Origin of the sequence: Nocardioides panacisoli (assembly GCF_039537325.1) — a bacterium.
GTDB lineage: Bacteria > Actinomycetota > Actinomycetes > Propionibacteriales > Nocardioidaceae > Nocardioides > Nocardioides panacisoli.
The window spans coordinates 307417-328339 of record NZ_BAABAH010000002.1 but is presented as its reverse complement, the minus strand read 5'-3'; the positions used below and the strand labels follow the sequence as shown (position 1 = coordinate 328339).

General features: G+C 74.0%; 24 protein-coding genes. 13 read left to right on the top strand and 11 right to left on the bottom strand.

Annotation, left to right across the window (positions count from 1 at the left end):
• Position 1: 1 nt before the first annotated feature.
• Positions 2 to 448, bottom strand: a complete 447-nt coding sequence (locus ABD709_RS04540) for a CoA-binding protein (protein ID WP_344772736.1) — start codon at positions 446 to 448, stop codon at positions 2 to 4.
• A gap of 35 nt (positions 449 to 483) precedes the next feature.
• Here ABD709_RS04540 and ABD709_RS04535 point away from each other — a divergent pair, with 35 nt between their 5' ends.
• Complete coding sequence (locus ABD709_RS04535) at positions 484 to 1653, top strand: acyl-CoA dehydrogenase family protein (RefSeq protein ID WP_344772734.1); 1170 nt, start codon at positions 484 to 486, stop codon at positions 1651 to 1653.
• On the opposite strand, the gene ABD709_RS04530 is transcribed toward ABD709_RS04535, so the two are convergent.
• Entirely contained in the window at positions 1610 to 2620 is a 1011-nt protein-coding gene (locus ABD709_RS04530; protein ID WP_344772732.1) for a hypothetical protein, read from the bottom strand. The two genes, ABD709_RS04535 and ABD709_RS04530, sit on opposite strands and share 44 nt — an antisense overlap.
• A gap of 23 nt (positions 2621 to 2643) precedes the next feature.
• Here ABD709_RS04530 and ABD709_RS04525 point away from each other — a divergent pair, with 23 nt between their 5' ends.
• Positions 2644 to 3822 (top strand): DUF4185 domain-containing protein, encoded by a 1179-nt coding sequence (locus ABD709_RS04525; protein ID WP_344772730.1) that lies wholly within the window; start codon positions 2644 to 2646, stop codon positions 3820 to 3822.
• Between the two features lie 83 nt (positions 3823 to 3905).
• The gene (locus ABD709_RS04520; protein WP_344772728.1) at positions 3906 to 4922 is read left to right on the top strand and encodes a PaaI family thioesterase; all 1017 of its coding nucleotides are present in this window, start codon (positions 3906 to 3908) and stop codon (positions 4920 to 4922) included.
• A 16-nt stretch (positions 4923 to 4938) separates the two neighbouring features.
• Here the strand turns inward: ABD709_RS04520 and ABD709_RS04515 are convergent, their stop codons facing one another.
• The 5 genes from ABD709_RS04515 to ABD709_RS04495 are packed head-to-tail and all read right to left on the bottom strand — an operon-like array spanning position 4939 to position 9021.
• Positions 4939 to 5631, bottom strand: a complete 693-nt coding sequence (locus ABD709_RS04515; RefSeq protein WP_344772726.1) for a RibD family protein — start codon at positions 5629 to 5631, stop codon at positions 4939 to 4941.
• A complete protein-coding gene (locus ABD709_RS04510; protein ID WP_344772724.1) occupies positions 5624 to 6556 on the bottom strand; it encodes a lysylphosphatidylglycerol synthase domain-containing protein in 933 nt (310 codons plus the stop codon). Before ABD709_RS04510 ends, ABD709_RS04515 begins: the two co-directional genes overlap by 8 nt.
• Before the next feature lie 32 nt (positions 6557 to 6588).
• A complete protein-coding gene (locus tag ABD709_RS04505; protein WP_344772722.1) occupies positions 6589 to 7623 on the bottom strand; it encodes a glycosyltransferase family 4 protein in 1035 nt (344 codons plus the stop codon).
• Between the two features lie 4 nt (positions 7624 to 7627).
• Positions 7628 to 8026, bottom strand: a complete 399-nt coding sequence (locus tag ABD709_RS04500; RefSeq protein WP_344772720.1) for a 6-pyruvoyl trahydropterin synthase family protein — start codon at positions 8024 to 8026, stop codon at positions 7628 to 7630.
• Positions 8026 to 9021: a zinc-dependent alcohol dehydrogenase gene (locus ABD709_RS04495; protein ID WP_425575032.1), complete on the bottom strand. Its 996-nt coding sequence runs from the start codon at positions 9019 to 9021 to the stop codon at positions 8026 to 8028. Before ABD709_RS04495 ends, ABD709_RS04500 begins: the two co-directional genes overlap by 1 nt.
• Before the next feature lie 44 nt (positions 9022 to 9065).
• Between ABD709_RS04495 and ABD709_RS04490 the strand changes: the two genes are divergently transcribed.
• Positions 9066 to 11432 (top strand): CDP-alcohol phosphatidyltransferase family protein, encoded by a 2367-nt coding sequence (locus tag ABD709_RS04490; protein ID WP_344772716.1) that lies wholly within the window; start codon positions 9066 to 9068, stop codon positions 11430 to 11432.
• Between the two features lie 73 nt (positions 11433 to 11505).
• A complete protein-coding gene (locus ABD709_RS04485) occupies positions 11506 to 11913 on the top strand; it encodes a hypothetical protein (protein WP_344772714.1) in 408 nt (135 codons plus the stop codon).
• Here the strand turns inward: ABD709_RS04485 and ABD709_RS04480 are convergent.
• Together ABD709_RS04480 and ABD709_RS04475 are read right to left on the bottom strand one after the other, a co-directional pair.
• Positions 11860 to 12573: an anti-sigma factor family protein gene (locus ABD709_RS04480; protein WP_344772712.1), complete on the bottom strand. Its 714-nt coding sequence runs from the start codon at positions 12571 to 12573 to the stop codon at positions 11860 to 11862. The genes ABD709_RS04485 and ABD709_RS04480 overlap by 54 nt on opposite strands.
• On the bottom strand, positions 12570 to 13088 hold the full coding sequence (locus tag ABD709_RS04475) for a sigma-70 family RNA polymerase sigma factor (RefSeq protein ID WP_425575031.1): 519 nt from the start codon (positions 13086 to 13088) through the stop codon (positions 12570 to 12572). Before ABD709_RS04475 ends, ABD709_RS04480 begins: the two co-directional genes overlap by 4 nt.
• A 66-nt stretch (positions 13089 to 13154) precedes the next feature.
• On the opposite strand from ABD709_RS04475, the gene ABD709_RS04470 reads away from it, so the two are divergent.
• From ABD709_RS04470 to ABD709_RS04445, 6 genes are all read left to right on the top strand, one after another.
• Positions 13155 to 13889, top strand: coding sequence for a dienelactone hydrolase family protein (locus tag ABD709_RS04470; RefSeq protein ID WP_344772710.1), 735 nt, complete (start codon positions 13155 to 13157; stop codon positions 13887 to 13889).
• Positions 13882 to 14742: an SDR family NAD(P)-dependent oxidoreductase gene (locus tag ABD709_RS04465; protein ID WP_344772708.1), complete on the top strand. Its 861-nt coding sequence runs from the start codon at positions 13882 to 13884 to the stop codon at positions 14740 to 14742. Before ABD709_RS04470 ends, ABD709_RS04465 begins: the two co-directional genes overlap by 8 nt.
• A gap of 64 nt (positions 14743 to 14806) precedes the next feature.
• A complete protein-coding gene (locus ABD709_RS04460; RefSeq protein WP_344772706.1) occupies positions 14807 to 15541 on the top strand; it encodes a class E sortase in 735 nt (244 codons plus the stop codon).
• A gap of 77 nt (positions 15542 to 15618) precedes the next feature.
• A complete protein-coding gene (locus ABD709_RS04455; protein ID WP_344772704.1) occupies positions 15619 to 16194 on the top strand; it encodes a hypothetical protein in 576 nt (191 codons plus the stop codon).
• A gap of 127 nt (positions 16195 to 16321) precedes the next feature.
• Positions 16322 to 16888: a hypothetical protein gene (locus ABD709_RS04450; RefSeq protein ID WP_344772702.1), complete on the top strand. Its 567-nt coding sequence runs from the start codon at positions 16322 to 16324 to the stop codon at positions 16886 to 16888.
• Between the two features lie 54 nt (positions 16889 to 16942).
• The gene (locus ABD709_RS04445) at positions 16943 to 17059 is read left to right on the top strand and encodes a DUF1059 domain-containing protein (protein WP_344772700.1); all 117 of its coding nucleotides are present in this window, start codon (positions 16943 to 16945) and stop codon (positions 17057 to 17059) included.
• Between the two features lie 27 nt (positions 17060 to 17086).
• Here the strand turns inward: ABD709_RS04445 and ABD709_RS04440 are convergent, their stop codons facing one another.
• Complete coding sequence (locus ABD709_RS04440) at positions 17087 to 18352, bottom strand: LCP family protein (RefSeq protein ID WP_344772698.1); 1266 nt, start codon at positions 18350 to 18352, stop codon at positions 17087 to 17089.
• Positions 18353 to 18376: 24 nt separating this feature from the next.
• Between ABD709_RS04440 and ABD709_RS04435 the strand changes: the two genes are divergently transcribed.
• Complete coding sequence (locus ABD709_RS04435) at positions 18377 to 18904, top strand: acyl-CoA thioesterase (RefSeq protein ID WP_344772696.1); 528 nt, start codon at positions 18377 to 18379, stop codon at positions 18902 to 18904.
• Here ABD709_RS04435 and ABD709_RS04430 read toward each other — a convergent pair.
• Positions 18864 to 19742 carry a LysR family transcriptional regulator gene (locus ABD709_RS04430; protein ID WP_344772694.1) on the bottom strand — a complete coding sequence of 293 codons (879 nt, stop codon included), beginning with the start codon at positions 19740 to 19742 and terminating at the stop codon, positions 18864 to 18866. The genes ABD709_RS04435 and ABD709_RS04430 overlap by 41 nt on opposite strands.
• A 95-nt stretch (positions 19743 to 19837) precedes the next feature.
• Between ABD709_RS04430 and ABD709_RS04425 the strand changes: the two genes are divergently transcribed.
• Complete coding sequence (locus ABD709_RS04425) at positions 19838 to 20830, top strand: threonine ammonia-lyase (RefSeq protein ID WP_344772692.1); 993 nt, start codon at positions 19838 to 19840, stop codon at positions 20828 to 20830.
• The last annotated feature ends 93 nt before the right edge of the window (positions 20831 to 20923 follow it).

The window sequence follows — 20923 nt, the reverse complement described above, 5'->3', positions numbered from 1 at the left end:
CTCAGGCGCCCGGGGTCCGCTGCGCGCGAGCCCGGTAGAACCACTCCTTGGCCGGGCAGGTGTCCATCACCATCGGCACGCCGGCGTCCGTCGTGCGGCGGAAGGCATCCTCGTCGACGACGCCCATCTGGAACCACACGCCGCCGGCTCCGATCGCGACCGCCTGGTCGGCGAACTCGCCGGCCGCCTCGGAGCGGCGGAACACGTCGACGACGTCGATGTGGAACGGCACGTCGGCGAGCGTGGCGTAGACGAGCTCGCCGAGGACCAACTTCTCGCCGTCGGCCGAGGGGTGGATCGGGACGATCCGCTTGCCTCGCTGCTGCAGCTCCTCGGCGATGGAGTACGCCGTCCGGAACGGGTCGCCGCTGAGGCCGACGACGGCCCACGTCTCCGCCTCCAGCATGGCGTCGATCACATCGGGGTCCTGCCAGGTGGGAGCAGCCATGAGGGAGGAACATCGGACGTCCTAGGATTCTTCCCATGAGCGATTTCCCGCTGTACGCGCCGTCGGAGGAGCACCAGGCGATCCGCGAGGCCGTGCGTGCGATCTGCGACGACAAGGTCGCGCCGTACGCCGCCGACGTCGACGAGAACGCGCGCTACCCCCAGGAGGCGCACGACGCGCTCCAGGCGGCGGACTTCCACGCCCCGCACGTCCCCGAGGAGTACGGCGGCGCCGGCGCCGACGCGCTCGCGACCTGCATCGTGATCGAGGAGGTCGCGCGGGCGTGCGTGTCGTCCTCGCTGATCCCGGCGGTCAACAAGCTCGGCTCGCTCCCGGTCCAGATCGGCGGCGGCGAGGAGATCAAGAAGAAGTACCTCACCAAGCTGGCTGCCGGCGAGGGCGGCTTCTCCTACTGCCTCTCCGAGCCCGACGCGGGCTCGGACGCGGCGAACCAGAAGACCCGCGCGGTCCGCGACGGCGACTCGTGGGTGCTCAACGGCGTGAAGCGGTGGATCACCAACGCCGGCGTCTCGGAGTACTACACCGTCCTGGCGATGACCGACCCGGAGAAGCGCTCGCGGGGCATCAGCGCGTTCGTGGTCGAGAAGTCCGACGAGGGCGTCTCGTTCGGCGCCCCGGAGAAGAAGCTCGGCATCAAGGGCAGCCCGACCCGCGAGGTCTACTTCGACAACGTCCGCATCCCCGAGGACCGGATCATCGGCGCGGAGGGGGAGGGCTTCGAGATCGCGATGAAGACCCTCGACCACACCCGCGTCACGATCGCCGCGCAGGCTGTCGGCGTCGCCCAGGGCGCCCTGGACTACGCGTTGGGCTATGCCCAGGAGCGCACCCAGTTCGGCCGGCCGATCGCGGACAACCAGGGCCTGCAGTTCCTCCTCGCCGACATGGGCATGAAGATCGAGGCGGCCCGGCAGATGACCTACGCCGCCGCCGGCAAGTCCGAGCGCGGCGACGCGGACCTCACGTTCTTCGGGGCTGCCGCCAAGGCGTTCGCCTCCGACGTCGCGATGCAGGTCACCACAGACGCGGTCCAGGTCCTCGGTGGCTACGGCTACACCCGCGACTACCCGGTCGAGCGGATGATGCGCGACGCCAAGATCACGCAGATCTACGAGGGCACCAACCAGGTCCAGCGGATCGTCATCGCCCGCCAGTTGCTCGCAGGGGTGCAGTCGCAGATCTGACCTCGACGGGCCGCATCGCGCGTGCGGTCAGCACGGTCACGGTGGCGATCACACCCCAGGCGGCCAGCATCGCCCATGGGGCGGCGCTGCCGTCGGCGTGTCCGACTGCCCCTCGGGCGACCTGCCAGGCGGCCGTCGGCGGTGAGATCCGGTCGATCGCGTGCCACGGCTCGGTGAGCAGGTCCGGGGTAACCCCGGTCAGCAACGGGAGCGTCGGTCCGACCAACAGGGCGACCGCGACGGCGATGCCGGGGAGACCGAGCAGCGACTCGGCGGCGAGCACGAGCCCTCCGGTGACCGCGACCGTGCCGGTGGCGGCGGCGACCAGGGTCACCAGCGGCTGCAGACCAGGCAGGTCGACCAGCGCGCCAGAGCCCAGGCCGGCGACGACGCCGGTCAGCAGGAGCAGCGCGAGCCGGCGGAGGCTGCTGCCGCCGTCGCGGTCGACCCGTCCCCCGACCAGCGTGGCGGCGACCGCGCCGAGCACGCCGATGCCGCACCACGCTCCGGCGAGGACCCCTGGCACCCATGCCGACGCCGCGGCGCGGTCGGGATCGACGCGCTGGAGCTGGAGCGTCCGCCCGAAACCCTCGCTGACGGCGGCGAGCCGGTCCGCCACGGCGTCGACGTACGGTCTCGTCCTGGTCGTCGTGACGAACAGCGTGTCGGACGTGGTCGTCAGGTCGAGGACGACGACCGCGTCGAGCCGCCCGTCCGCCACGGCCTGCCGGCCGCGGTCAAGCGCGGCGGACTCGCGGAGGGCCCCGGTGCCGATCGGCACGACGTCGATCGGCGTGCCGGGCAGCGACGACAGCGCGCCCGTGAGCGCCTCGACGACGATCGGCGGCGCGGCGACCCCGACCCGCGCGTCGTGCAGCTCCGCGCCTGCACGAGCCTGGTGGAACGTGGCAACGACCGGGAGTACGAGGAGGACGCCGACCACAGCCAGGTAGGCAGACCTCCGCACGGTCGCCACCCTAGTCTCGGGCTGTGGGTTCGGAGCCGGGGTGGGCGTGGCGGCTGAGGGTCGCTGCGGTCGTGCTCCCGGTCGGCATGCTCCTGGTCGGCACGGCGCTCCTCGTGCCGCAGGACGGGACCACCGGCGGCGGGGGAGACGTGCCCGGAGCGACGCGGACCCGGTGCGTCGACGTGAGCACCGTGCGCAGCGTCGCGGACCTCAACCGGTTCGTCACGAGGCTGCGCGGGGACCCGGCATTCACCGGCGGCGACGTCGGCGCGAGCGTCGCGCTGCAGGACGACCGGCAACTCTTCTTCTTCGGCGACACGCTGCGTGACCCGTCCTTCGCCGGCCCGCAGTTCGTCCGCAACTCCGCGCTCCTGGTGTCCCCGACCTGCGTGAGCGTCGTGCTCCCTGCCGATGACGGGGCGGTCGTCCCGGACCGCGACGACGGCGTCGGCTACTGGCCGATGTCCGTCGCCCGGGTGGAGCGCCCCGGCTACGACCTCGTCGGCGTCGCGCTGCAGCGGGTCCGGTCCACCGGCGGAGGCGGGGTCTTCGACTTCGAGGTCCTGGGTCCTGCCCTCGCGGTCTTCCTGGTGCCGCGCGGCGGCGTGCCTCAGCTGGTGGCCCAGCAGGACCTCGGCCCGGACCGCGTCGACGTCGCTGCCCCGATGTGGGGAGCGGCGACGGCGGTCGACGGCGGCTGGGTCTACGTGTACGGCACGGCCCGCGCGCCGCAGCAGGCGTACAGCGGGTTCTCGCTGCGCGTCGCCCGGGTCCGGCCGGACCAGCTGCTCCACACCGACCGCTGGCAGTACTGGGACGGCGCGGCCTGGCAGTCCGACCCGGACGCGGCCGCGGTGCTCATCGGTGCGCAGGGCGGGGTGTCGCAGACGCTGAGCGTGTTCGAGCAGCGCGGCCGGTGGTTCGCGATCAGCAAGCAGAACGACGTGCTCGGCCGAGACCTGGCGATCTGGACCGCGCCGGGACCGAGCGGTCCGTTCCGGCTCGCGGCACAGCCGGTCGCCATCCCGTCGGACGCGGCGACCGGGACGCTGCGGTACCTCCCGCTCGCTCACCCCGACCTCTTGCCGCGGCCCGGGACCGTCGTGGTGTCCTACAGCCAGAACGACACCGACTTCGGAGACGTCCTCGACGATCCTCGGCTGTACCGTCCGCGGTTCGTCCGGGTGGCGCTCCCACGCTGAGCGTCGGGTCGGTACGTGGAGACCGCTCCGTAGTCGTGCTAGCCACCTTGTCGCCGGTTCGCCCGGGATCCGACGATCGGGGCATGAGCGACGTCGCGGTGTGGCAGCAGCCGGTGATGGGGGAGACCCTGCCTCGGGCGGCACTGGCCCTGCCCGGCCTCGAGACGCTGGGACTCCTCACCAGGGGCCGGGTGGCCCCGCCGCCGGTGTCGTACCTGACCGGGATGAACCTGGTCGAGGTCGGGCCCGGCACGGCAAGGTTCGACATGCCCGTCACCGGATGGCTCGCGGGTCCCTACGGCCGGCCCTACCTGGGCGTGCTGGCGATCCTCGCCGACGGTCCGCTCGGGTGCGCCATCCACACCGTCCTGCCCGCCGGGCAGGGGTACACGACCACCGAGCTGTCGCTCAGCCTGGTCCGGCCCGTCCCCACCGAGGGGACCCTGGTCGCGACCGCACGCGTCATCTACGCCGGACGGTCGACGGCGCTCTCGGACGCCGAGGTCACGACCGACGACGGGCGGCTGATCGCCCACTGCACCACGCGCTGCTCGGTCTTCCCCGCCCCGCCGGCGGCCGAGCCGTTGGGGGAGCACCCGGTGCGTGACGTCTCGCTGCCCGCCGACGCTCCCTTCCGCCTCCCGGTGCGCGGCCTGGTCGTCCCGGACGAGGTATGGGCGACCCGGTCCGGGCTCGAGGTCCTCGGGGCGCACGCCTCCGGAGAGCTCGCGCCGCCGCCGATCGGCGAGCTTCTCGGGCTGGGGCCGGTCGCCGCCGCCGACGGCGCCACGACCTTCACGCTGCCCGCGCACGGGTGGCTCGCCCAGCCGCTCGGACTGGTCGAGGGCGGGATCACCGCATGCCTCGCGGACTCCGCGATGTCGGCGTCGGTGCAGACCACCGTCGCCGACGGCCGCGCGTACGCCCCGGTCGACCTGCGGGTCAACTTCCTCCGTCCCGTGATGCCCGACGGCCGCACGCTGACGGCCACGGCCGAGGTCGTCCACCGCAGCCGGTCGATGGCCTACACGCGCGCCGACGTCGTGAACGCCGACGGCAAGGTCGTGGCGACGGCCAGCGGCACCGCGCTCTATCGCTGAGCGACCGGTCGCCGGGTCAGCACTCGCCGAACCTGTCCGAGAGCGCGTAGCGCAGCAGGACCACGTCTCCGATCGGCCGCGTCTCCACGAGGGTCGCGCGGCTCTCCGGGCACCAGGGGAAGCGGCCGTCGTCGACGAACCGCCGGGCCCGGGAGTCGCCGACGAAGAAGGGCGCAACGACGAGCTGGAGCTCGTCGGCGAGCCCGTCGGTGAGGAACTGGGTGTGCACCGAGCCACCGCCCTCGACCATCAGCCGGCGTACGCCCCGCTCGTGCAGGTCCTCGCTGACCCGGCGCATCCGCACGCAGCCGCCGCCGTCGACGACCGTGGCGACCTCGCCCAGCCGCCGCCGGGCTGTGGTGAAGGTGCCGGTGGGGCAGTAGACGAGCTTGTCGCCGTCGCCCTTGGCGAAGAACGCGGCGTGCGGGTCCAGCTCGCCGTGTCGGGTCAGGGTGACCTTGGCAGGGGTGTCCGGCAGGCCGGATGCCGTACGGCGACGCCGGCGCTCCTCGGCCCGGACCAGCAGCCGCGGGTTGTCCTTGCGGACGGTGGTGGCGCCGACCAGGATCGCGTCGCAGCCGGCCCGCACCTCGTCGACCCGGTCGAAGTCGGCGTCGTTGGACAGCAGCAGCCGCGGTCCCCTGGCGCGGTCGACGTACCCGTCGAGCGACATGCTGCAGCTGAGCAGGGTGTAGGGCCGGTCAGACACGTGCCGCCTCCTCGCCCCTCGACTCCGACACCACCATCGTGACGCTCCGGGGCCGCGTTGCGCGACCTCCCAGCGCCAGGAGGCCCGGAAGCGTGGCGACGAAGGACAGCACGCCGAAGGTGACCGCGACCTCGACGCCGGCCGCGCCGCCCAGCCCGGCCGCGGCGAACACCGCCGCGGCCGCTCCCTCCCGCGGCCCCCAGCCGGCGACGTTGAGCGGCAGGGCGGCGGCGACGAGCACGACGAGGGCCAGCGGCACCAGCTGGGTCACGGGCGCGTCGACGCCCGAGGCGCGGGCGGCGACGACGAAGACGACCACGTGTCCGCCTGCGGCGAGCGCCGACAGGCCGACCACGCGCGGCCAGACACCGGCGGCCGCAGGGGCCCGACGGAGCTCGCGTCGCACCGCCGGCCCGACCCCGGCCGGCAACAGCACGATCACGACTCCGAACCCTGCGGCCGCCAGCGAGCTCCAGAGCACGATGGCGTCCAGCGGAGCGGGGAGCAGCGGCGCGGCGGCGACGGTCATCGCGACCTGCGCCACCTGCCCGCTCACCCGGTCCCACAACACCGAACGCAGCCCGCGGCCGACGGCTCCCGCGTCCCGGCCGTGCTGCACCGCGCGGTCGACGTCGCCGAGCACGCCGCCGGGCAGCACGGAGTTGAGCAGCTGGGAGCGGTAGCAGGCGCGGTACGCCGCGCCGACCCCCACCGGCACGTCGAGCCGCTCGGCGAGCAGGCTCCAGCGCGCCGCGCAGCACCAGGTGGTGCCCGCGGTGACGGCGAGCGCCAGCACGACGGCGGCCGGGCTGGCCGCGCGGACGCCGTCGAGGAAGGGGCCCCCGCCGAGGCGGACGGCGACCACGACGAGCACCAGGACCCCGCCCAGCGGGCGGGCCCAGGCCCAGAGGGTCGTCCTGCTCATGTCGTGTCCTACGGTCCTCGCTCGGCGTCGGTTCAACGCGACGCCGCGTCGAGTGCGGCGGCGACCTGCTGCGCCGTGTCCTGCCAGGTCGCGAGTGTGTCCCGGCGACGCGCCGCGGCGCTGCGCAGCCGGCCGCGGAGGTTGCTGTCGGTGAGCCACCGGCGCAGTCCGGCCGCCAGTGCGGCCGGGTCGTCGGGCGGGACGAGAAGACCGGGCGACGCGGTGGCGCTGCCGCACCCGAGTGCCTCCGGGGTCCCGCCGACGTCGGTGGCGACGACCGGCAGGCCGCGGGCGACGCCCTCGGCCAGCGCCATGCCGAACGCCTCGTGGCGCGACGCCGAGACGACGAGGTCGGCTTGCGTCCGGACCCGCTCGAGCCGGTCGCCGACGAGCGGGCCGAGGAGGTCCACCCGGTCGCCCAGACCGGCCTCCTCGAGGGCGACCCGCAGGCGGCGTACGTGCTCGGGATCGAGGTCGAGCGCCCCGACGCACGTGCACCGCCAGTCGAGGTCGGCGATCGCGGCCAGGGCCGCGACCAGGGTGGCGTGGCCCTTGCCGGGGGTGACGGCGGCGACGCAGAGCAGCTCGCGGCCGCTCGGACCACCCACCGCCAGCGGGCCGGGATCCGTGCCGGGCAGGGCCACCGCGACCCGCGAGCGCTCGAGCCCGTAGTGGGCGAGGACCCACTGCCGGGTCCACCTGCTCGCCGCGATCGTCACTCGTGCAGCACCGAGCGCCCGGGCCTCTCCCGCCGCCGTGTCGGGCTCGGCCTGGCCGAGCGGCATGTGCAGCAGCACCGCCAGCCGCAGCCGCTCGGACTCCGCCGCCAGCTCGTCGCCCGCGACCGAGCCGATCAGGCCGTCGACGAGGACCGTCGCGCCCCGGGGGAGGCCGGCGAGCAACCGGGCGAGCGCGCCACGGTCGGCCGCCCCGACGCGGTGCAGCAGCACGAGCCGCCCGAGCCGGGCGAGCTCGGCGGCGAGCCGGCGGTCGTAGACGTTGCCGCCGCTCGGCCGCGCCGGGTCGTCGATCCCGCTGGGCACCACGAAGTGGACGTCGGTGCTCATCGGCTCACAGCGGCCGGCTGTAGCTCGCCCACGCGACGTGCGACTCGTGCAACGTCACCTCGACGCCGCGCAGGCCGCCGGCCCCGGCGCCGAGCCGGCCGGCCGCGGCGCTGTCGGCGATCCGGTCGGCGATCCACCGGGCCAGCACCTCGGTGGTCGTGTTCAGGCCGGCCAGCGCGTCCACCTCGTCGAGGTTGCGGTGGTTCAGCTCGGCGAGCACGGCGTGCAGCTGCTCGGTCGCCAGCGCGATGTCCACCACGATGCCGTCGCTGTCGAGCTCCTCGCGCGAGAAGGTCGCGTCCACGACGTACGTCGCCCCGTGCAGCTGCTGCGCCGGGCCGAACACCTCGCCGCGCAGGCTGTGGGCGACCATCACGTGGTCGCGGACGGTGACACGGAACATCAGCGGGGTCCTTCCTCGTAGCGGATCGTGTGGCACAGCGCCGGCCGCGCCCCCGAGGCGAGCTCGGCCAGCACGATGGGCAGCTCGTCGAACGGCGAGCTGCCGGTCAGCAGCACGTCGAACGCCGGGTCGCGGAGCAGCTCCAGCGCGAGCGCCAGCCGGTCGCGGTGGCTGCGGGAGCCTCGACGGGCGGGGGAGACCGCCCCGACCTGGCTCGCGCGGATCGTGAGCCGCGAGCTGTGGAACGCCTCGCCGAGCGGGATGCTGACCTCGCGGTCGCCGTACCAGCTCAGGTCGAGGACCGTGCCCTCCCGCGCGACCAGCTCCAGCGAGCGGCGCAGCCCCGCCTCGGTCGCGCTGGTGTGCACGACCAGGTCGCGGCCCGGGGCCGCGGCGGAGGGGTCCGCGAACCCGACGCCGAGCGCCGTCGCGACGTCCGCCCGGGTGGCCTCGGGATCGACGAGGGTCACCTCCGTGCCGGGGATGCCTGCGATCAGACGGGCGACGCAGCAGCCGACCATTCCCGCGCCCACGACCGCCACCCGGTCCCCGACGAGCGGCGCGGCGTCCCAGACCGCGTTCACCGCCGTCTCGAGGGTGCCCGCGAGGACCGCCCGCTCGGGAGGGACGTCGTCCGGGACCGGCACGACGGCAGCGGCCGGGACGACGTACGCCGTCTGGTGCGGGTGCAGGCAGAACACGGTGCGGCCGCGCAGCTCGTCGGGACCCTGCTCGACGACGCCGACGCCGAGGTAGCCGTACTTCACCGGCCCGGGGAAGTCGCCCTCCTGGAACGGCGCGCGCATCGTGTCGTGCTGGCTGGGTGGCACGCGTCCGGCGAACACGATCGTCTCCGTGCCGCGGCTGATCCCCGAGACGACGGCGCGGACCAGCACCTCGCCGTCCGCCGGCTCGCGGAGCTCGACCGGGCGGATCTCCCCGCGGCCGGGCTCCACCAGCCAGAACGCCCGTGCGCCAGGATGAACCACCGACATGTCCTCTTCGTAGCAGGGTTGTCCACGAACGACACGGAGGCGCCATGGAGCGGGTTCATGCCGGGCGGAGGGTCCACCTCGCCCCGGCCGCGGGGATCGCCGGCACCGTCGTGCTGCTCGCCGTCCTCGACGCGACCGTCGGCCTCGGCCCGGAAGGCTGGCTGGCCGGCGTGCTCTGCGGCGCCGGGCTCGCGGCCGGGCTCGATGCTGCCCTGGTCCGTCACGGCGTCGGCGGCCCCGGCCCGGCCGGGGTGATCACCCTGGTCCGGGCGGTCCTCGCCTGCGCCGTGGCCGGCCTGGTCGCCGACGCGCTCGTCGGCTCCCGCGCCACCGTGACCCTGGTCGCGCTCGCCTCGGTGGCGCTCCTCCTCGACCTGGTCGACGGGCCCGTCGCGCGACGCACGGGCACGACCTCCGACCTCGGCGCCCGCTTCGACATGGAGTCCGACGCGTTCCTGATCGCGGTGCTCAGCGTCGCGGTCGCCCCCGTCGCGGGTGTGTGGGTGCTCGCGATCGGGGCGATGCGCTACCTGTTCGTCGCCGCCGGCCGGCTGGTCCCGTGGCTGCGGCGGCCCGTGGCGCCGCGGCGGTCCGCGAAGCTGGTCGCGGCCGTCCAGGGCGTGGTGCTGGCCGTCGCCTCGGCCGACGTGCTCCCGCTCGTCACCGTCCGGGTCGCCCTGGCCGCCGCCCTGGTGCTGCTCGTCTGGTCGTTCGCCGGCGACCTGCGCGTGCAGTGGCCGCTGCGCCACGAGGCGATCGAGCCCGACGGGTCGGCGTACGTCGACCCGGCCGCGCCGACGGTCCCGGCAGCGGTGCTCACGGTGGCCGCGGTCGGCGGCCTGTGGCTCGCGCTGGTGCTTCCGGACCCCCTCGACGGGCTCGACAACGGCGACCTGCTGCGGATCCCCGTCGAGGGGCTGCTGCTCGTCGGTCTCGCGGCGCTGCTGCCGCCGCTGCCGCGCCGGCTGCTCGCCGCCACGTTCGGGCTGCTGGCGGGCGTGCTGGTCGTGCTCCGCGCCCTCGACACCGGTTTCGACACGGTGCTGGACCGCCCGTTCCACGTGCTCAGCGACTGGTCCTACCTGGGGAAGGGCGTCGGCGTCCTCGGCGACTCGATCGGCCATCCGGCGGCGGTCGCCGTCGCGGCCGGCGCGGCGGCGCTGACCGTCGTCGTCCTCGTGGTGCTGCCGTGGCTGGCGCTGCGCGTCGCCCGGGTGGCCTCCGAGCACCGCCGCCCCGCCCTGCGCACCGTCCTCACGCTCGGTGTCGTGTGGGCGCTCTGCTCGGTGTTCGCCGGTCCCGCGGCCCACGTGGCATCGGCGGCGTCCGCGGGGCTCGCGGTGGACACGGTCGACCAGGTGCGGGCGGACTACGCGGACCGGCGCACCTTCGCGGCGCAGATCGACGACGACGCCTACGCCGACGCACCGGCCGACCGGCTGTTCCCCGGTCTCCGTGGCAAGGACGTGCTCCTGGTCTTCGTCGAGAGCTACGGCCGGGTCGCGGTGAACGGCGCCTGGTTCTCGCCGGCGATCGACGACGTGCTGCGCACCGGGACCCGGCGGCTCAGCGAGGCCGGCTACGACGCCCGCAGCGCCTACCTCACCTCGCCCACCTACGGCGCGGGCAGCTGGCTCGCGCACTCGACCTTCCAGTCCGGGCTGTGGGTGGACAGCGAGCAGCGCTACGACCAGCTCCTCGGCAGCGACCGCCAGACGCTCACCTCGTTGTTCGAGCGGGCCGGTTGGCGCACCGTGTTCGACGTGCCGGCGAACACCACCGACTGGCCCGAGGGCGCGGACTTCTACGGCTACGACCAGATGTACGACGCGCGCACCTCGGGCTATGCCGGACCGCAGTTCGGCTACGCGTCGATGCCCGACCAGTACACCCTCGACCACTTCCGGCGCACCGAGCTCGGCCCGGGGCCGCGCAAGCCGGTGTTCGCGGAGCTGGACCTGGTGTCCAGCCACCACCCGTGGGCGCCGCTGCCGCACGAGGTCCCGTGGAGCCGGCTCGGCGACGGCTCGGTCTTCGACGGCATGCCCGCGCAGGGGGCACCTGAGGCCGACCCGATCTCGGACCCGCACGCGGTCCAGCGGGCCTACGGCCAGTCCATCGAGTACACGATGCGCACGCTGGTGTCCTGGCTGGTCCGCTATCCCGACCCGGACCGGGTGCTGATCGTGCTCGGTGACCACCAGCCGCACTCCTACGTCACCGGGGACGCGCCGGGCCACGACGTGCCCGTCTCCGTGATCGCGCAGGACACCGCCGTCGCCCGGCGGATCCGGGACTGGGGCTGGCAGCCCGGGCTGCTGCCGTCGCCGACCGCGCCGGTGCTGCCCATGGAGGTCATGCGCAACCGGCTGCTCGACGCCTTCGGCTCGAGCCCGGTCGGCGCGCGCTGAACTCCGGCCCGGCGGGATCCGTGTTGCCGGTGCGCCCCGACCGTCGGGGCGCGCGAGCGACAAGGAGTGCGTCATGCGCATCCGGATCCTGGCGGCAGTGGCCGCCCTCGTCTCGGCAGGCGTCCACCTCTACCTGTGGTCGGACGGCATGCGGCACGAGCACCTCGTCGGGCCGGCGTTCATGGTCAATGCCGTCGCCGGCGTCGTCATCGCGGTGCTGCTGGTGACCTGGCGGCACTGGGTGCCGCTGTTCCTGGTGGTCGGCTTCGGTGCGTCGACCCTCGGTGCGTTCGTTCTCGCCTCGACCGTCGGCCTGTTCGGCACCCACGAGTCCTGGACCGGCAACTATGTGTGGGCCGCGGCGATCTCCGAGGCCGTCGCGATCGTGGCCGGATTGTGGGCCGCGACCGCGGAGGGCCGGTGGGCCTCACTCCGTCAGTCGGAGGACCGGCTCCCCGTCGGTGGTGCGCACCACCACTGAGCTGATGTCGGTCGCGTCGGTCGCGGTCGCGGCGCTGAGCCGCATCTCGCGGCCGACGACGCCGCGCCAGGTCGCGACCCTCTCGACCTGGCCGTCGGCGGTGCGGACGAACAGGGCGTAGGTCTCGTCGAGGGCGTTGGCGTAGGACGGGGCATAGGTGCAGGTCAGGTCGAGCCGCGTGCCCCACGCGACCGGGGTGAGCGACAGCGCCCCGGTCACGTCCTCGTCGACGCGGTCCATCGGACGGGCCGGGGCGGTAGTGACCGTGGGTCCGGGAGAGGACGCCGACGTGGCCGGTCCGTCGCCGCCGTCGACGGTGCTCACCACGACCGCCGAGCCGCCGACCACGACCGCCGCCGCGGCGGCGGCGAGGCCGGCCGTCCGCAGCACACGGGTGCGCTGGGTACGCCGTACCTCCTTCACGACGGCGGGCAGCAGCGTCTCGGGCACCGGCTCGCTCCGCGAGACCTCGTCGAGCACCTCGGGGGAGACCCGCGAGAGCAGGCCGGGGAGGCCGGCCAGCTCGCGCACGCTGCGCGAGCACTCGGCGCACCCGGCGAGGTGGCGCTCGAACTCCGCGCGCTCCGCGGGCGCCAGCGACCCCAGGACGTAGGAGCCGTCCAGCAGCGCGAACCGGCACTCGGCCTGCGGCTCGGTCATGACCCCACCCCCGTCTCCTCCAGCTGCAGTCGCAGCGCGCGCAGCGCGTAGTGCGTCCGCGACTTCACCGTGCCCTCAGGGATCCCGAGCCGGTGCGCCGCCTCGGCGACCGACCGTCCGTTGTAGTAGCACTCCAGGAGGACCGCGCGGTGCTCGGCCGACAGCCGGGTGAGGCAGTCGGCGACGACCCAGGAGAGCAGCATCCCGTCGGTGCGGTCCTCGGTCGGCTCGATGTCCGGAAGCTCGGCCACCGGGACCTCGCTCCGGGCGCGCCGGGTGCGCCACTCGTCGATCAGGATGTTGCGCGCGACCGTGAACAGCCAGGACCGCACCGAGCCGCGCGACTCCTCGAGGACGTCCGCGTGCCGCCAGGCCCGCAGCAGGGTCTCCTGAGCGATGTCCTCGGCGCGCGCCCGGTCGTTGCCGGTCAGGTGCAGGCAGAAGGCCCACAACGCACCGGCGTGCTCGTCGTGCAGCTGGCGCATCGCGGCTGTCGGGCTCACGGACTCGGGCATCACACCTCCTGTCGGTGACACGGAGCGGCGGCGTCCCCGGTTCAGTCTGTCGCTAACGTCCTGCCCATGGCGACGAGAATCGAGATCGCAGCCCCCGACGGCCCCGCCGAGGCCTACCTCGCGGGCGAGCCGGGGCGGCCGGGCGTGCTGCTCTTCATGGACGCGATCGGGCTCCGGCCGCGGATCGCGGAGATGGCCGACCGGATCGCGTCCTGGGGCTACACGGTGCTCGCGCCGCACGTCTTCTACCGCGACGGCTCGGCCGCCGAGCTGTCGCCGGACGGGCCGCTGCTCACCGAGAAGGCCCGGTCGGAGCACTTCAAGGGCGCCATGGCCCGGGTCCGCGGCCTGACGCCGGACCGGGTCGCCGCCGACGAGCGCGCGTGGGTCGACGCGCTGCTCGAGCGCGCCACCGGCCCGATCGCGGCGACCGGATACTGCTTCGGCGGCCGGCTGGCGACGAGGGTGGCGTGCGACCTGCCCGACGTCGTCGCCGCCGTCGGCGGCTGGCACACCGGCGGGCTGGTCACGGACGGGGACGACAGCCCGCACCTCGGCCTGGCCGACGCCCGGGCCGAGTTCGTCTACGGGCACGCCGACCAGGACCGGTCGATGCCCGCCGCTGCGGTCGCGACGCTCGAGGAGGCGCTCACCGCGGCCGGCGTCATCCACGACAACCAGGTCTTCGAGGGCGCCCGGCACGGCTACACGATGTCGGACACCGCGGTGTACGACGAGGCCGCGACCGAGCGCCACTTCGAGGCGCTCGAGGCACTGCTCGCCCGGACCATCGGTGGCTGAGGTGGGACCCGGCCTGCGCCCGCTGCGCCGGCGGGTCGGTCGCGCCCTGCTCGAACCGTTGCCCGACCCGCTCCGCCGGGCCGCGGAGCTCACCGGCCGCACCCGCTCGATCGCGGGGAAGCGGGTCCTGGTCACCGGCGCCTCGTCGGGCGTCGGTCGCGCGGCCGCCGCGCTGCTCGCCGAGGAGGGCGCGGTGGTGCTGGCGGTCGCCCGCCGGGAGGACGAGCTCGACCGGCTCGCCGCCGAGACCGGCGCGCACCCGCTGCCCTGCGACCTCACCGACCCGGACGCGATCGACGCGCTCACCGACGACGTGCTCGCCCGGTTCGGGGGAGTCGACGTCCTCGTCAACAACGCCGGCCACTCGATCCGGCGCTCGGCGGAGGACACCGTCGCGCGGCCGTACGACCACGACCGGCTGATGCGGCTCAACTACCACGCACCCGTCCGGCTGACGCTCAACCTGCTGGCCTCGCTGCGGGAGAACCGGGGGCAGGTCGTGAACTCCTCCACGTGGGGCGTGCCGGGCGGGCTGATGCCGAACTTCACGGCCTATCACGCCTCGAAGGCCGCGCTCAGCGCGTTCGCGCGCAGCCTGCAGGCCGAGGAGCGAGCCCACGGTGTGGTCATCACCTCCCTGCACTTCCCGCTGATGCGGACGCCGATGATCGCCCCCACCGAGGAGTACGCCGCGCGCCCGGCTCTCGAGCCGCACGAGGCGGCGGCGTGGGTCCGGGTCGCGATCCGGCACCGGCCCGTCGAGCTCGCGCCGACGTACGCCTCGATCCTCGACGTCCTCGGCGTGGTCTCGCCCCGCCTGGCCGAACGGATGGTCTCGGCCGCGCGGATGTGACCCATGATGGGTCGTGACCCCGCGGCCCACCGTGCGTTGGACCGTGAGCGACGAGGAGGGACCGATGAGCGACACCCAGACCCGGGTCCGGCGAGAGCGGCCGACGACACCCGAGCCCGAGAAGGGCCGCGGGCTGCTCTGGGCCGGCGTCGCGCTGATCACCGCGGGCGCACTGGTCCTGGCGTGGGTGGCCTGGGAGTTCTGGGGGACCAACTGGGTCTCCCACCGGCACCAGCAGACCGTGCTCTCCCAGCTCAAGGACGGGTGGGCCGACGGCACCGACGGTGTCCGCACCGACTTCGGCCGCGCGACGGCGATCCTGCACGTGCCGCGGTTCGGCAAGGACTACGCAGAGCCGGTCCTCGAGGGCACCTCCGACGAGGTGCTCGCCGCCGGCATCGGCCACATGGAGGACACCGCCGACGCCGGGCAGGAGGGCAACTACGTCCTCGCCGCGCACCGGGTGACCCACGGTGAGCCCTTCGCCCAGTTCCCGTCCCTGAAGGCGGGCGACAAGGTCTACGTCGAGACGCGGACGAAGACCTACACCTACGTGCTCGACAACGGCGGCACCGACCTGATCGTCCCGTTCACGACGGACTGGGTCATCCAGCCGCACCCCGTCAACCCCGACGGGGGCGTGCAGCCGCCCTACGACGAGATCGAGGGAGCCCAGCCCGGCGGTGGCAGCACCACCGCGAAGCTGATCACGCTGGTGACCTGCTCGGAGATCTTCCACACCGACAACCGGTCGGTCGTCTTCGGCCACCTGGTCGACGTCACGCCCTCCGAAGGATGAGCCTCAGCAACCTCGAGCTGTGGTTGAATGATCGGGTTCGCTCCCTTGCGCTCCCGTCTGCTCCCAGGAGGTACGTCGTGCTTCGGCGTCTTCTCGTCACCCTTGCCCTGCTCTCCGTCGCCGTCTTCGTGCTTCCCGCCGCCGGCGCCGACGCGGCCCCCTACAACCCGCGGATCCCGACGACGACCCACATCACGGTCGTCACGCACGGTCCGGGGAACGACGTGACGCTCCTGATCCGGGTCACCGCCAACGGCGGCGGCACGCCCAAGGGCTCGCTGGACCTCGGGGTCTCGCCCGCGTCCGCCGCGGGCCGGGACGCCCGCGCGGCGTCCGGCACGCCCTGGCACAAGACCGTCGCCTACAACGGCGGCCGCATCTCCGTGACCGGCCCCGCGGTCGGCCGCGGCAGCTACGTCGCCACCGCGGCCTTCGACGCGTCGCGTCACAAGTTCCTGAACTCCAGCGACCTGACCCGCTTCCGGCTGGGCAACGGCTCGCCGCACAACGACGACAACGACAACGACAACAACGGCATCCTGCCGGGCACCGGTGGCCCGAACCTGCTCTGGCTGCTGCTCGGTGGTGGCCTGCTGGTCGCCGGCTCGGGGGCCGTCGTCGTCGCCCGGCGGCAGCGCACCGCCACCGCCTGACGTCGTACCTCCCGGCGCTGGCGGACCGCTTCCCGGGGTCCGCCAGCGCTTTCGGGTATTTTCCGGCGTTCGCGTCACCTCGGGGGACGTCCGTCGTTGCAGGGGTAACCCAGTGGAGGGGAAATAAGTGATCGGGAGACTGGCAGTCGCCACCGTTGCCCTGGCCGCAAGCCTGGTCGGGGGCGTTTCCGCGGCGCACGCGGCGCCCTACAACCCGCGCGGCGACGTGGACTGCAGCATCGCCGTGACGGCGCACCACGCCGGCAACCACGTGGTGTTCCGGGTGGGTGCCCACGCGAACTCCAACCCCCAGCCGCGCGGCACCGTGACGCTCACCGTCACGGGGAACGACCCGGCCCTGCCGTGGAGCAAGTCGGTCCACTACCCCGGCCACGCGGTGCGGGTCGTCGGACCGGTGCTGCCGCGCGGTGACTACCGGGTGTCCAGCCGCTTCACGCCGGCGAACCCGAGCACGTTCAAGGGCTGCCGCGCCACGGCGCCCTTCAGCATGGGCGTCGGCCCGGACAACGGCCACCACCACGGCCCGGGCGGCAACGGCACCGGCCCGCTGGGCGTGCTGCCGGACACCGGTGGCCCGGACGTGATGTGGCTGCTGCTCGGCACGACGCTCATCGGCGCCGGCGCGACCTCCGTGGTCGTCGCCCGCCGCCGCCGCGCCGCGGCCCTCGCCTGAGCAACCACCCCCGGCGATACTGGGACCATGCCTTCGCTTCGCTGCCCTTGTGACGTGACCCTGCGCGGGGAGACCGACGACGAGCTGGTGGAGAAGGTGCAGGAGCACCTTGCCGCCGAGCATCCCGGCCGGGAGTACTCCCGCGAGGAGATCCTGTTCATGGCGATGTGAGGACCTGCTCCTCACCGCACCGTCGGCTCAGCCGACGCCCTTCTGGTCGCACACCGCGTTGGTGACGTCGTCGGTCTTGTCCTCCTTGACCAGGTCGAACAGCTTGTCGGCACGCGCATGGTCGATGAGCACGTCGTTGATGCCGTTGCCGTCGATGTCCTCGTACTTCGACGGCAGCGTGCAGGTCCTTCCGGAGTCGCCCGTCGTCTTGGTCATCGCCGAGGCGAACTCCATGGCCTCCAGGGCGTTCATGCCCTCCCCGACGGCCACCGCGCCCGGCGCGGCCTGGTTGATCTTCCAGTAGCGGATGGGGTTGATGACCGACCACGGCGTCGCGACCTTCTTGCCGATCTCGCCGACCACCTCTCGCTGCCGCTGCACCCGGTCGAAGTCGGAGTTGATGGTGGCGCGGGTGCGGGCGTAGCCGAGCGCGGTCGGGCCGTCGGCCTCCTGGCAGCCCTTCTCGACGTCGAGCTTGGCCTTGGGGTCCTTGATGGCCTGCTTCGGGCAGATGGTGATCCCGCCGACGGCGTCGACGATGTCGACGAAGCCGCCGAAGCCGATCTCGACGTACCGGTCGATCCGGATGCCGGTCGTCTGCTCGATGGTCTGGGTCAGCAGCTTCGGGCCGCCGAAGGCGTAGGCCGAGTTGATCAGCTGGTTGTCGCCGTGGCCCGGAACAGTCACCCGGGTGTCGCGGGGGATCGAGACCAGCAGGTTCGGGCCCGACCCCGTGTGCAGCAGCATGATCGTGTCGGTGCGCTGGCCGCCGGCGTCACCGGTGCCGTACTCCTTGCGCTGCTCCGGCGTCAGGTCGCCGCGGGAGTCGCTGCCGACGATGAGGTACGTCGTGCCGGGCTGGTCGTCCGGGCGGTCGCCGCTCGGCTCGAACGCGACCTTGTCGACCTTGTGCCAGGTCCACAGCGGCACCGCGACGAGGTAGACGACCCACAGCGCGATCAGCGCGGCGACGATCTTCAGCCAGCGACCGGGACGCGCCCAGCCGCTGCGGCCGCCGGACGACGAGCCGGGGCCCGGGCTGCCGGGCGGTGGCGCGACGGGTGGCGGGGTCGGCCGGGCGCTCGGCGGCTGGGCGTAGGGCTGCTGGCCGACCGGTCCCTGGCCGGACGGCTGCGGCTGGACGGGCAGCCGCACGGTCTGCTCGGGATGGTCCGGCGCGCTCCGGACCGGCGGGGGCGGCGGGGGAGGGGGCGTCGAACCACCCTGCTTCCCGTAGAGCCAGTCGAAGCCGGGCTTGTCGCCCCCGGAACCGGTGCCGCCTGCATCGGACATGCGCCAGACGCTACCGTCAGGTGCGTGACCGACTCGAAGCCGCCGTCGTTCTCCCGGATCGAGCTGGCCACGGTCACGTCGCGCGCGCAGACCAACCTGCTCGGCAACATCCACGGTGGCGAGATCGTGAAGCTCGCCGACTCCGCGGCGGGCGTGGTGGCCCAGCGGCACAGCGGCGGACCGGCCGTCACCGCGGCCCTCGACGAGATGGCCTTCCTCGAGCCGGTGCGCGTCGGGGACATCGTGCGCACCTTCGCCCAGGTCAACTGGGCGGGCCGGTCGTCGATGGAGATCGGCGTGCGGATCGAGACCCAGCCGTGGGACGCCACGACCGACAACGTGCACGTCGGGTCGGCCTACTTCGTGTTCGTCGCGATCGACGGCAGCGGCGGCCCGCGGGAGGTCCCGCGGCTGGAGCCCGAGACCCCCGACGACGAGCGGCGGCTGCGCGAGGCGGAGATCCGTCGCGCGCACCGGCTCGCGAAGCGGGCCGAGATCCAGGCCGGCCGGGTCAGCGAGCAGCGTCCTGGAGCGCCAGCGCCACAGCCGTGACGGCGGCCGGGGCGGGCGCGGCGCCGTACGTCGACACCTGCACCCGCCGCGCTGCCCCGGGGACGGGTCGGCGTACGACCTCGGGGTGCTGGTGGGCGCGCAGCGCGAGGCCGGGCAGCACGGTGACGCCCAGGCCGGTGGCCACCAGCGACTGCACGGCGACGTAGTCGTCGCTCGCGAAGGCGATCCGCGGAGCGAACCCGGCGCTCTCGCAGAGGGCCAGCAGCTCGCGGCGGCAGCGCTCGCAGCCGGTGACCCAGCGGGTGTCGGCGAACCGGGCGAGCCCCTCGTCGGGGCCCCCGAGGTCGGTGCCCGCCGCGCCGACGAGGTAGAGCGGGTCCTCGAGCACCGTCGTCGAGGTGATCGCTCCGGCCTCGGGCTGGTCGGGATAGGCGAAGGTCAGGGCGAGGTCCGCTCCGCCTGCACGCAGCAGGTCGGCGGCCTCGGGCGGCTCCGCCTCGATCAGGTCGAGGGAGAGCCCGGGGTGCCGCTCGGCGAGCAGCGTCACCGCGGCCGGGACCAGGGTGGCCGCACCCGAGGGGAACGCAGCGACCCGCACCGTGCCCGCCTGGAGGCTCGTGGCTGCGGACAGCTCGGCCTCGGCGCGGGCGAGCAGTCCGAGGATCTCCTCCCCGCGCTGGGCCAGGCGTACGCCGTCGGGCGTCAGGCGGATGCCGCGCCCCACGCGTTGCAGCAGCACGCTGCCGGTCTCCGCCTCGAGGCGTCGCAGGTGGTGGGAGATGGTCGGCTGGCCGTAGTGCAGCGTCTCGGCGGCAGCCGAGACGCCTCCCGTGCGGTGCACGGCGACGAGCGCCTCGAGCCGGCGGAGGTCGATCACGGGCCCCAGAGTACGCCCAAAGTTCGATGGCATCGATGGATCACTGCTACGAGGACTATTGGACCGATAGGTCGTCTCGCACCGACGATGGAGTCATGACGACGACGGCGACGACGGTGCCGACGGACCTGACCTTCGCAGCGGTGGAGCACGCCGCGGAGGTGGTGGCAGCCGAGGTCGCGCCGACCCCCCTCCTCTCGCACCCGCTGCTCGACCGCAGCGTCGGAGCGCGAGTGCTGGTGAAGCACGAGAACGCGCTGCCGACGAGCGCCTTCAAGATCCGCGGCGGGATCTACCTCGCGTCCGCTCTCGGCGACGAGGAGGTCGCGGGCGGCCTGGTGACCTGCTCGACGGGCAACCATGCACAGTCGATCGCGCACGCGGCCCGGCTTGCCGGGACGACCGCCACGGTCGTGATGCCCGGCTGCGCGCCGGAGGGGAAGCGGGCGGCGGTCGAGGCGCTCGGCGCTCGGGTCGTCGTCGAGGGCGACACCATGGCGGACGCCGCCGCCGGGGCGCGGCAGCTCGCCGCGGCCGGAGCGGCGTACATCGACCCGACGGACCCGCGGATCATCCTCGGCCACGCCACGCTCTACCTCGAGCTGTTCCGGGCGCGCCCCGACCTCGCCGCGGTCTACGTGCCGATCGGCAGTGGCACCGGCGCCGTCGGCGCCTGCCTGGTGCGCGACCGGCTCGCTCCCGGCTGCCGCGTCGTCGGTGTCCAGTCGACCGCGGCGCCGGCGGTGTGGCGCTCGTGGCGCAGCGGCGAGATCCAGAGCGCGGAGGCGACCACCCGGGCCTCCGGCCTCGCGACGTCGAACGGCTATCCCAACACCCACCCGCTGCTCCGCGCGGGCCTCCAGGACTTCCTGCTGGTGCCGGACGAGGACCTCGACGCCGCCGCCCGGCGGCTCGCCACCGTGGCCCACACCCTCGCCGAGCTCGCGGGCGCCGCCTCGCTCGCCGGACTCCTCGCCGACCCGGCCCGCCCCGGGACCGCCCGACCCGGCTCTCCCGATCGTCCGGTCGCCGTCGTCGTCACCGGGGGCAACGCCTCCTCCGACGAGATCGCCCGCCTCTCCGCCTGAGCGAACGCCGACTCGGCGGGGTGGTGCGGCGCGTCGCGACCGCTGTGACAGGTGTGACTGGTGATACTGAGCGGACTGCTCACCTTCCCCTGT

Bases quoted from the DNA above. Each gene is read 5' to 3' on its own strand.
- ABD709_RS04540 (WP_344772736.1), bottom strand. From the start codon at position 448: ATGGCTGCTCCCACCTGGCAGGACCCCGATGTGATCGACGCCATGCTG.
- ABD709_RS04535 (WP_344772734.1), top strand. From the start codon at position 484: ATGAGCGATTTCCCGCTGTACGCGCCGTCGGAGGAGCACCAGGCGATC.
- ABD709_RS04520 (WP_344772728.1), top strand. From the start codon at position 3,906: ATGAGCGACGTCGCGGTGTGGCAGCAGCCGGTGATGGGGGAGACCCTG.
- ABD709_RS04510 (WP_344772724.1), bottom strand. From the start codon at position 6,556: ATGAGCAGGACGACCCTCTGGGCCTGGGCCCGCCCGCTGGGCGGGGTC.
- ABD709_RS04505 (WP_344772722.1), bottom strand. From the start codon at position 7,623: ATGAGCACCGACGTCCACTTCGTGGTGCCCAGCGGGATCGACGACCCG.
- ABD709_RS04500 (WP_344772720.1), bottom strand. From the start codon at position 8,026: ATGTTCCGTGTCACCGTCCGCGACCACGTGATGGTCGCCCACAGCCTG.
- ABD709_RS04495 (WP_425575032.1), bottom strand. From the start codon at position 9,021: ATGTCGGTGGTTCATCCTGGCGCACGGGCGTTCTGGCTGGTGGAGCCC.
- ABD709_RS04490 (WP_344772716.1), top strand. From the start codon at position 9,066: ATGGAGCGGGTTCATGCCGGGCGGAGGGTCCACCTCGCCCCGGCCGCG.
- ABD709_RS04485 (WP_344772714.1), top strand. From the start codon at position 11,506: ATGCGCATCCGGATCCTGGCGGCAGTGGCCGCCCTCGTCTCGGCAGGC.
- ABD709_RS04480 (WP_344772712.1), bottom strand. From the start codon at position 12,573: ATGACCGAGCCGCAGGCCGAGTGCCGGTTCGCGCTGCTGGACGGCTCC.
- ABD709_RS04475 (WP_425575031.1), bottom strand. From the start codon at position 13,088: ATGCCCGAGTCCGTGAGCCCGACAGCCGCGATGCGCCAGCTGCACGAC.
- ABD709_RS04470 (WP_344772710.1), top strand. From the start codon at position 13,155: ATGGCGACGAGAATCGAGATCGCAGCCCCCGACGGCCCCGCCGAGGCC.
- ABD709_RS04460 (WP_344772706.1), top strand. From the start codon at position 14,807: ATGAGCGACACCCAGACCCGGGTCCGGCGAGAGCGGCCGACGACACCC.
- ABD709_RS04440 (WP_344772698.1), bottom strand. From the start codon at position 18,352: ATGTCCGATGCAGGCGGCACCGGTTCCGGGGGCGACAAGCCCGGCTTC.
- ABD709_RS04425 (WP_344772692.1), top strand. From the start codon at position 19,838: ATGACGACGACGGCGACGACGGTGCCGACGGACCTGACCTTCGCAGCG.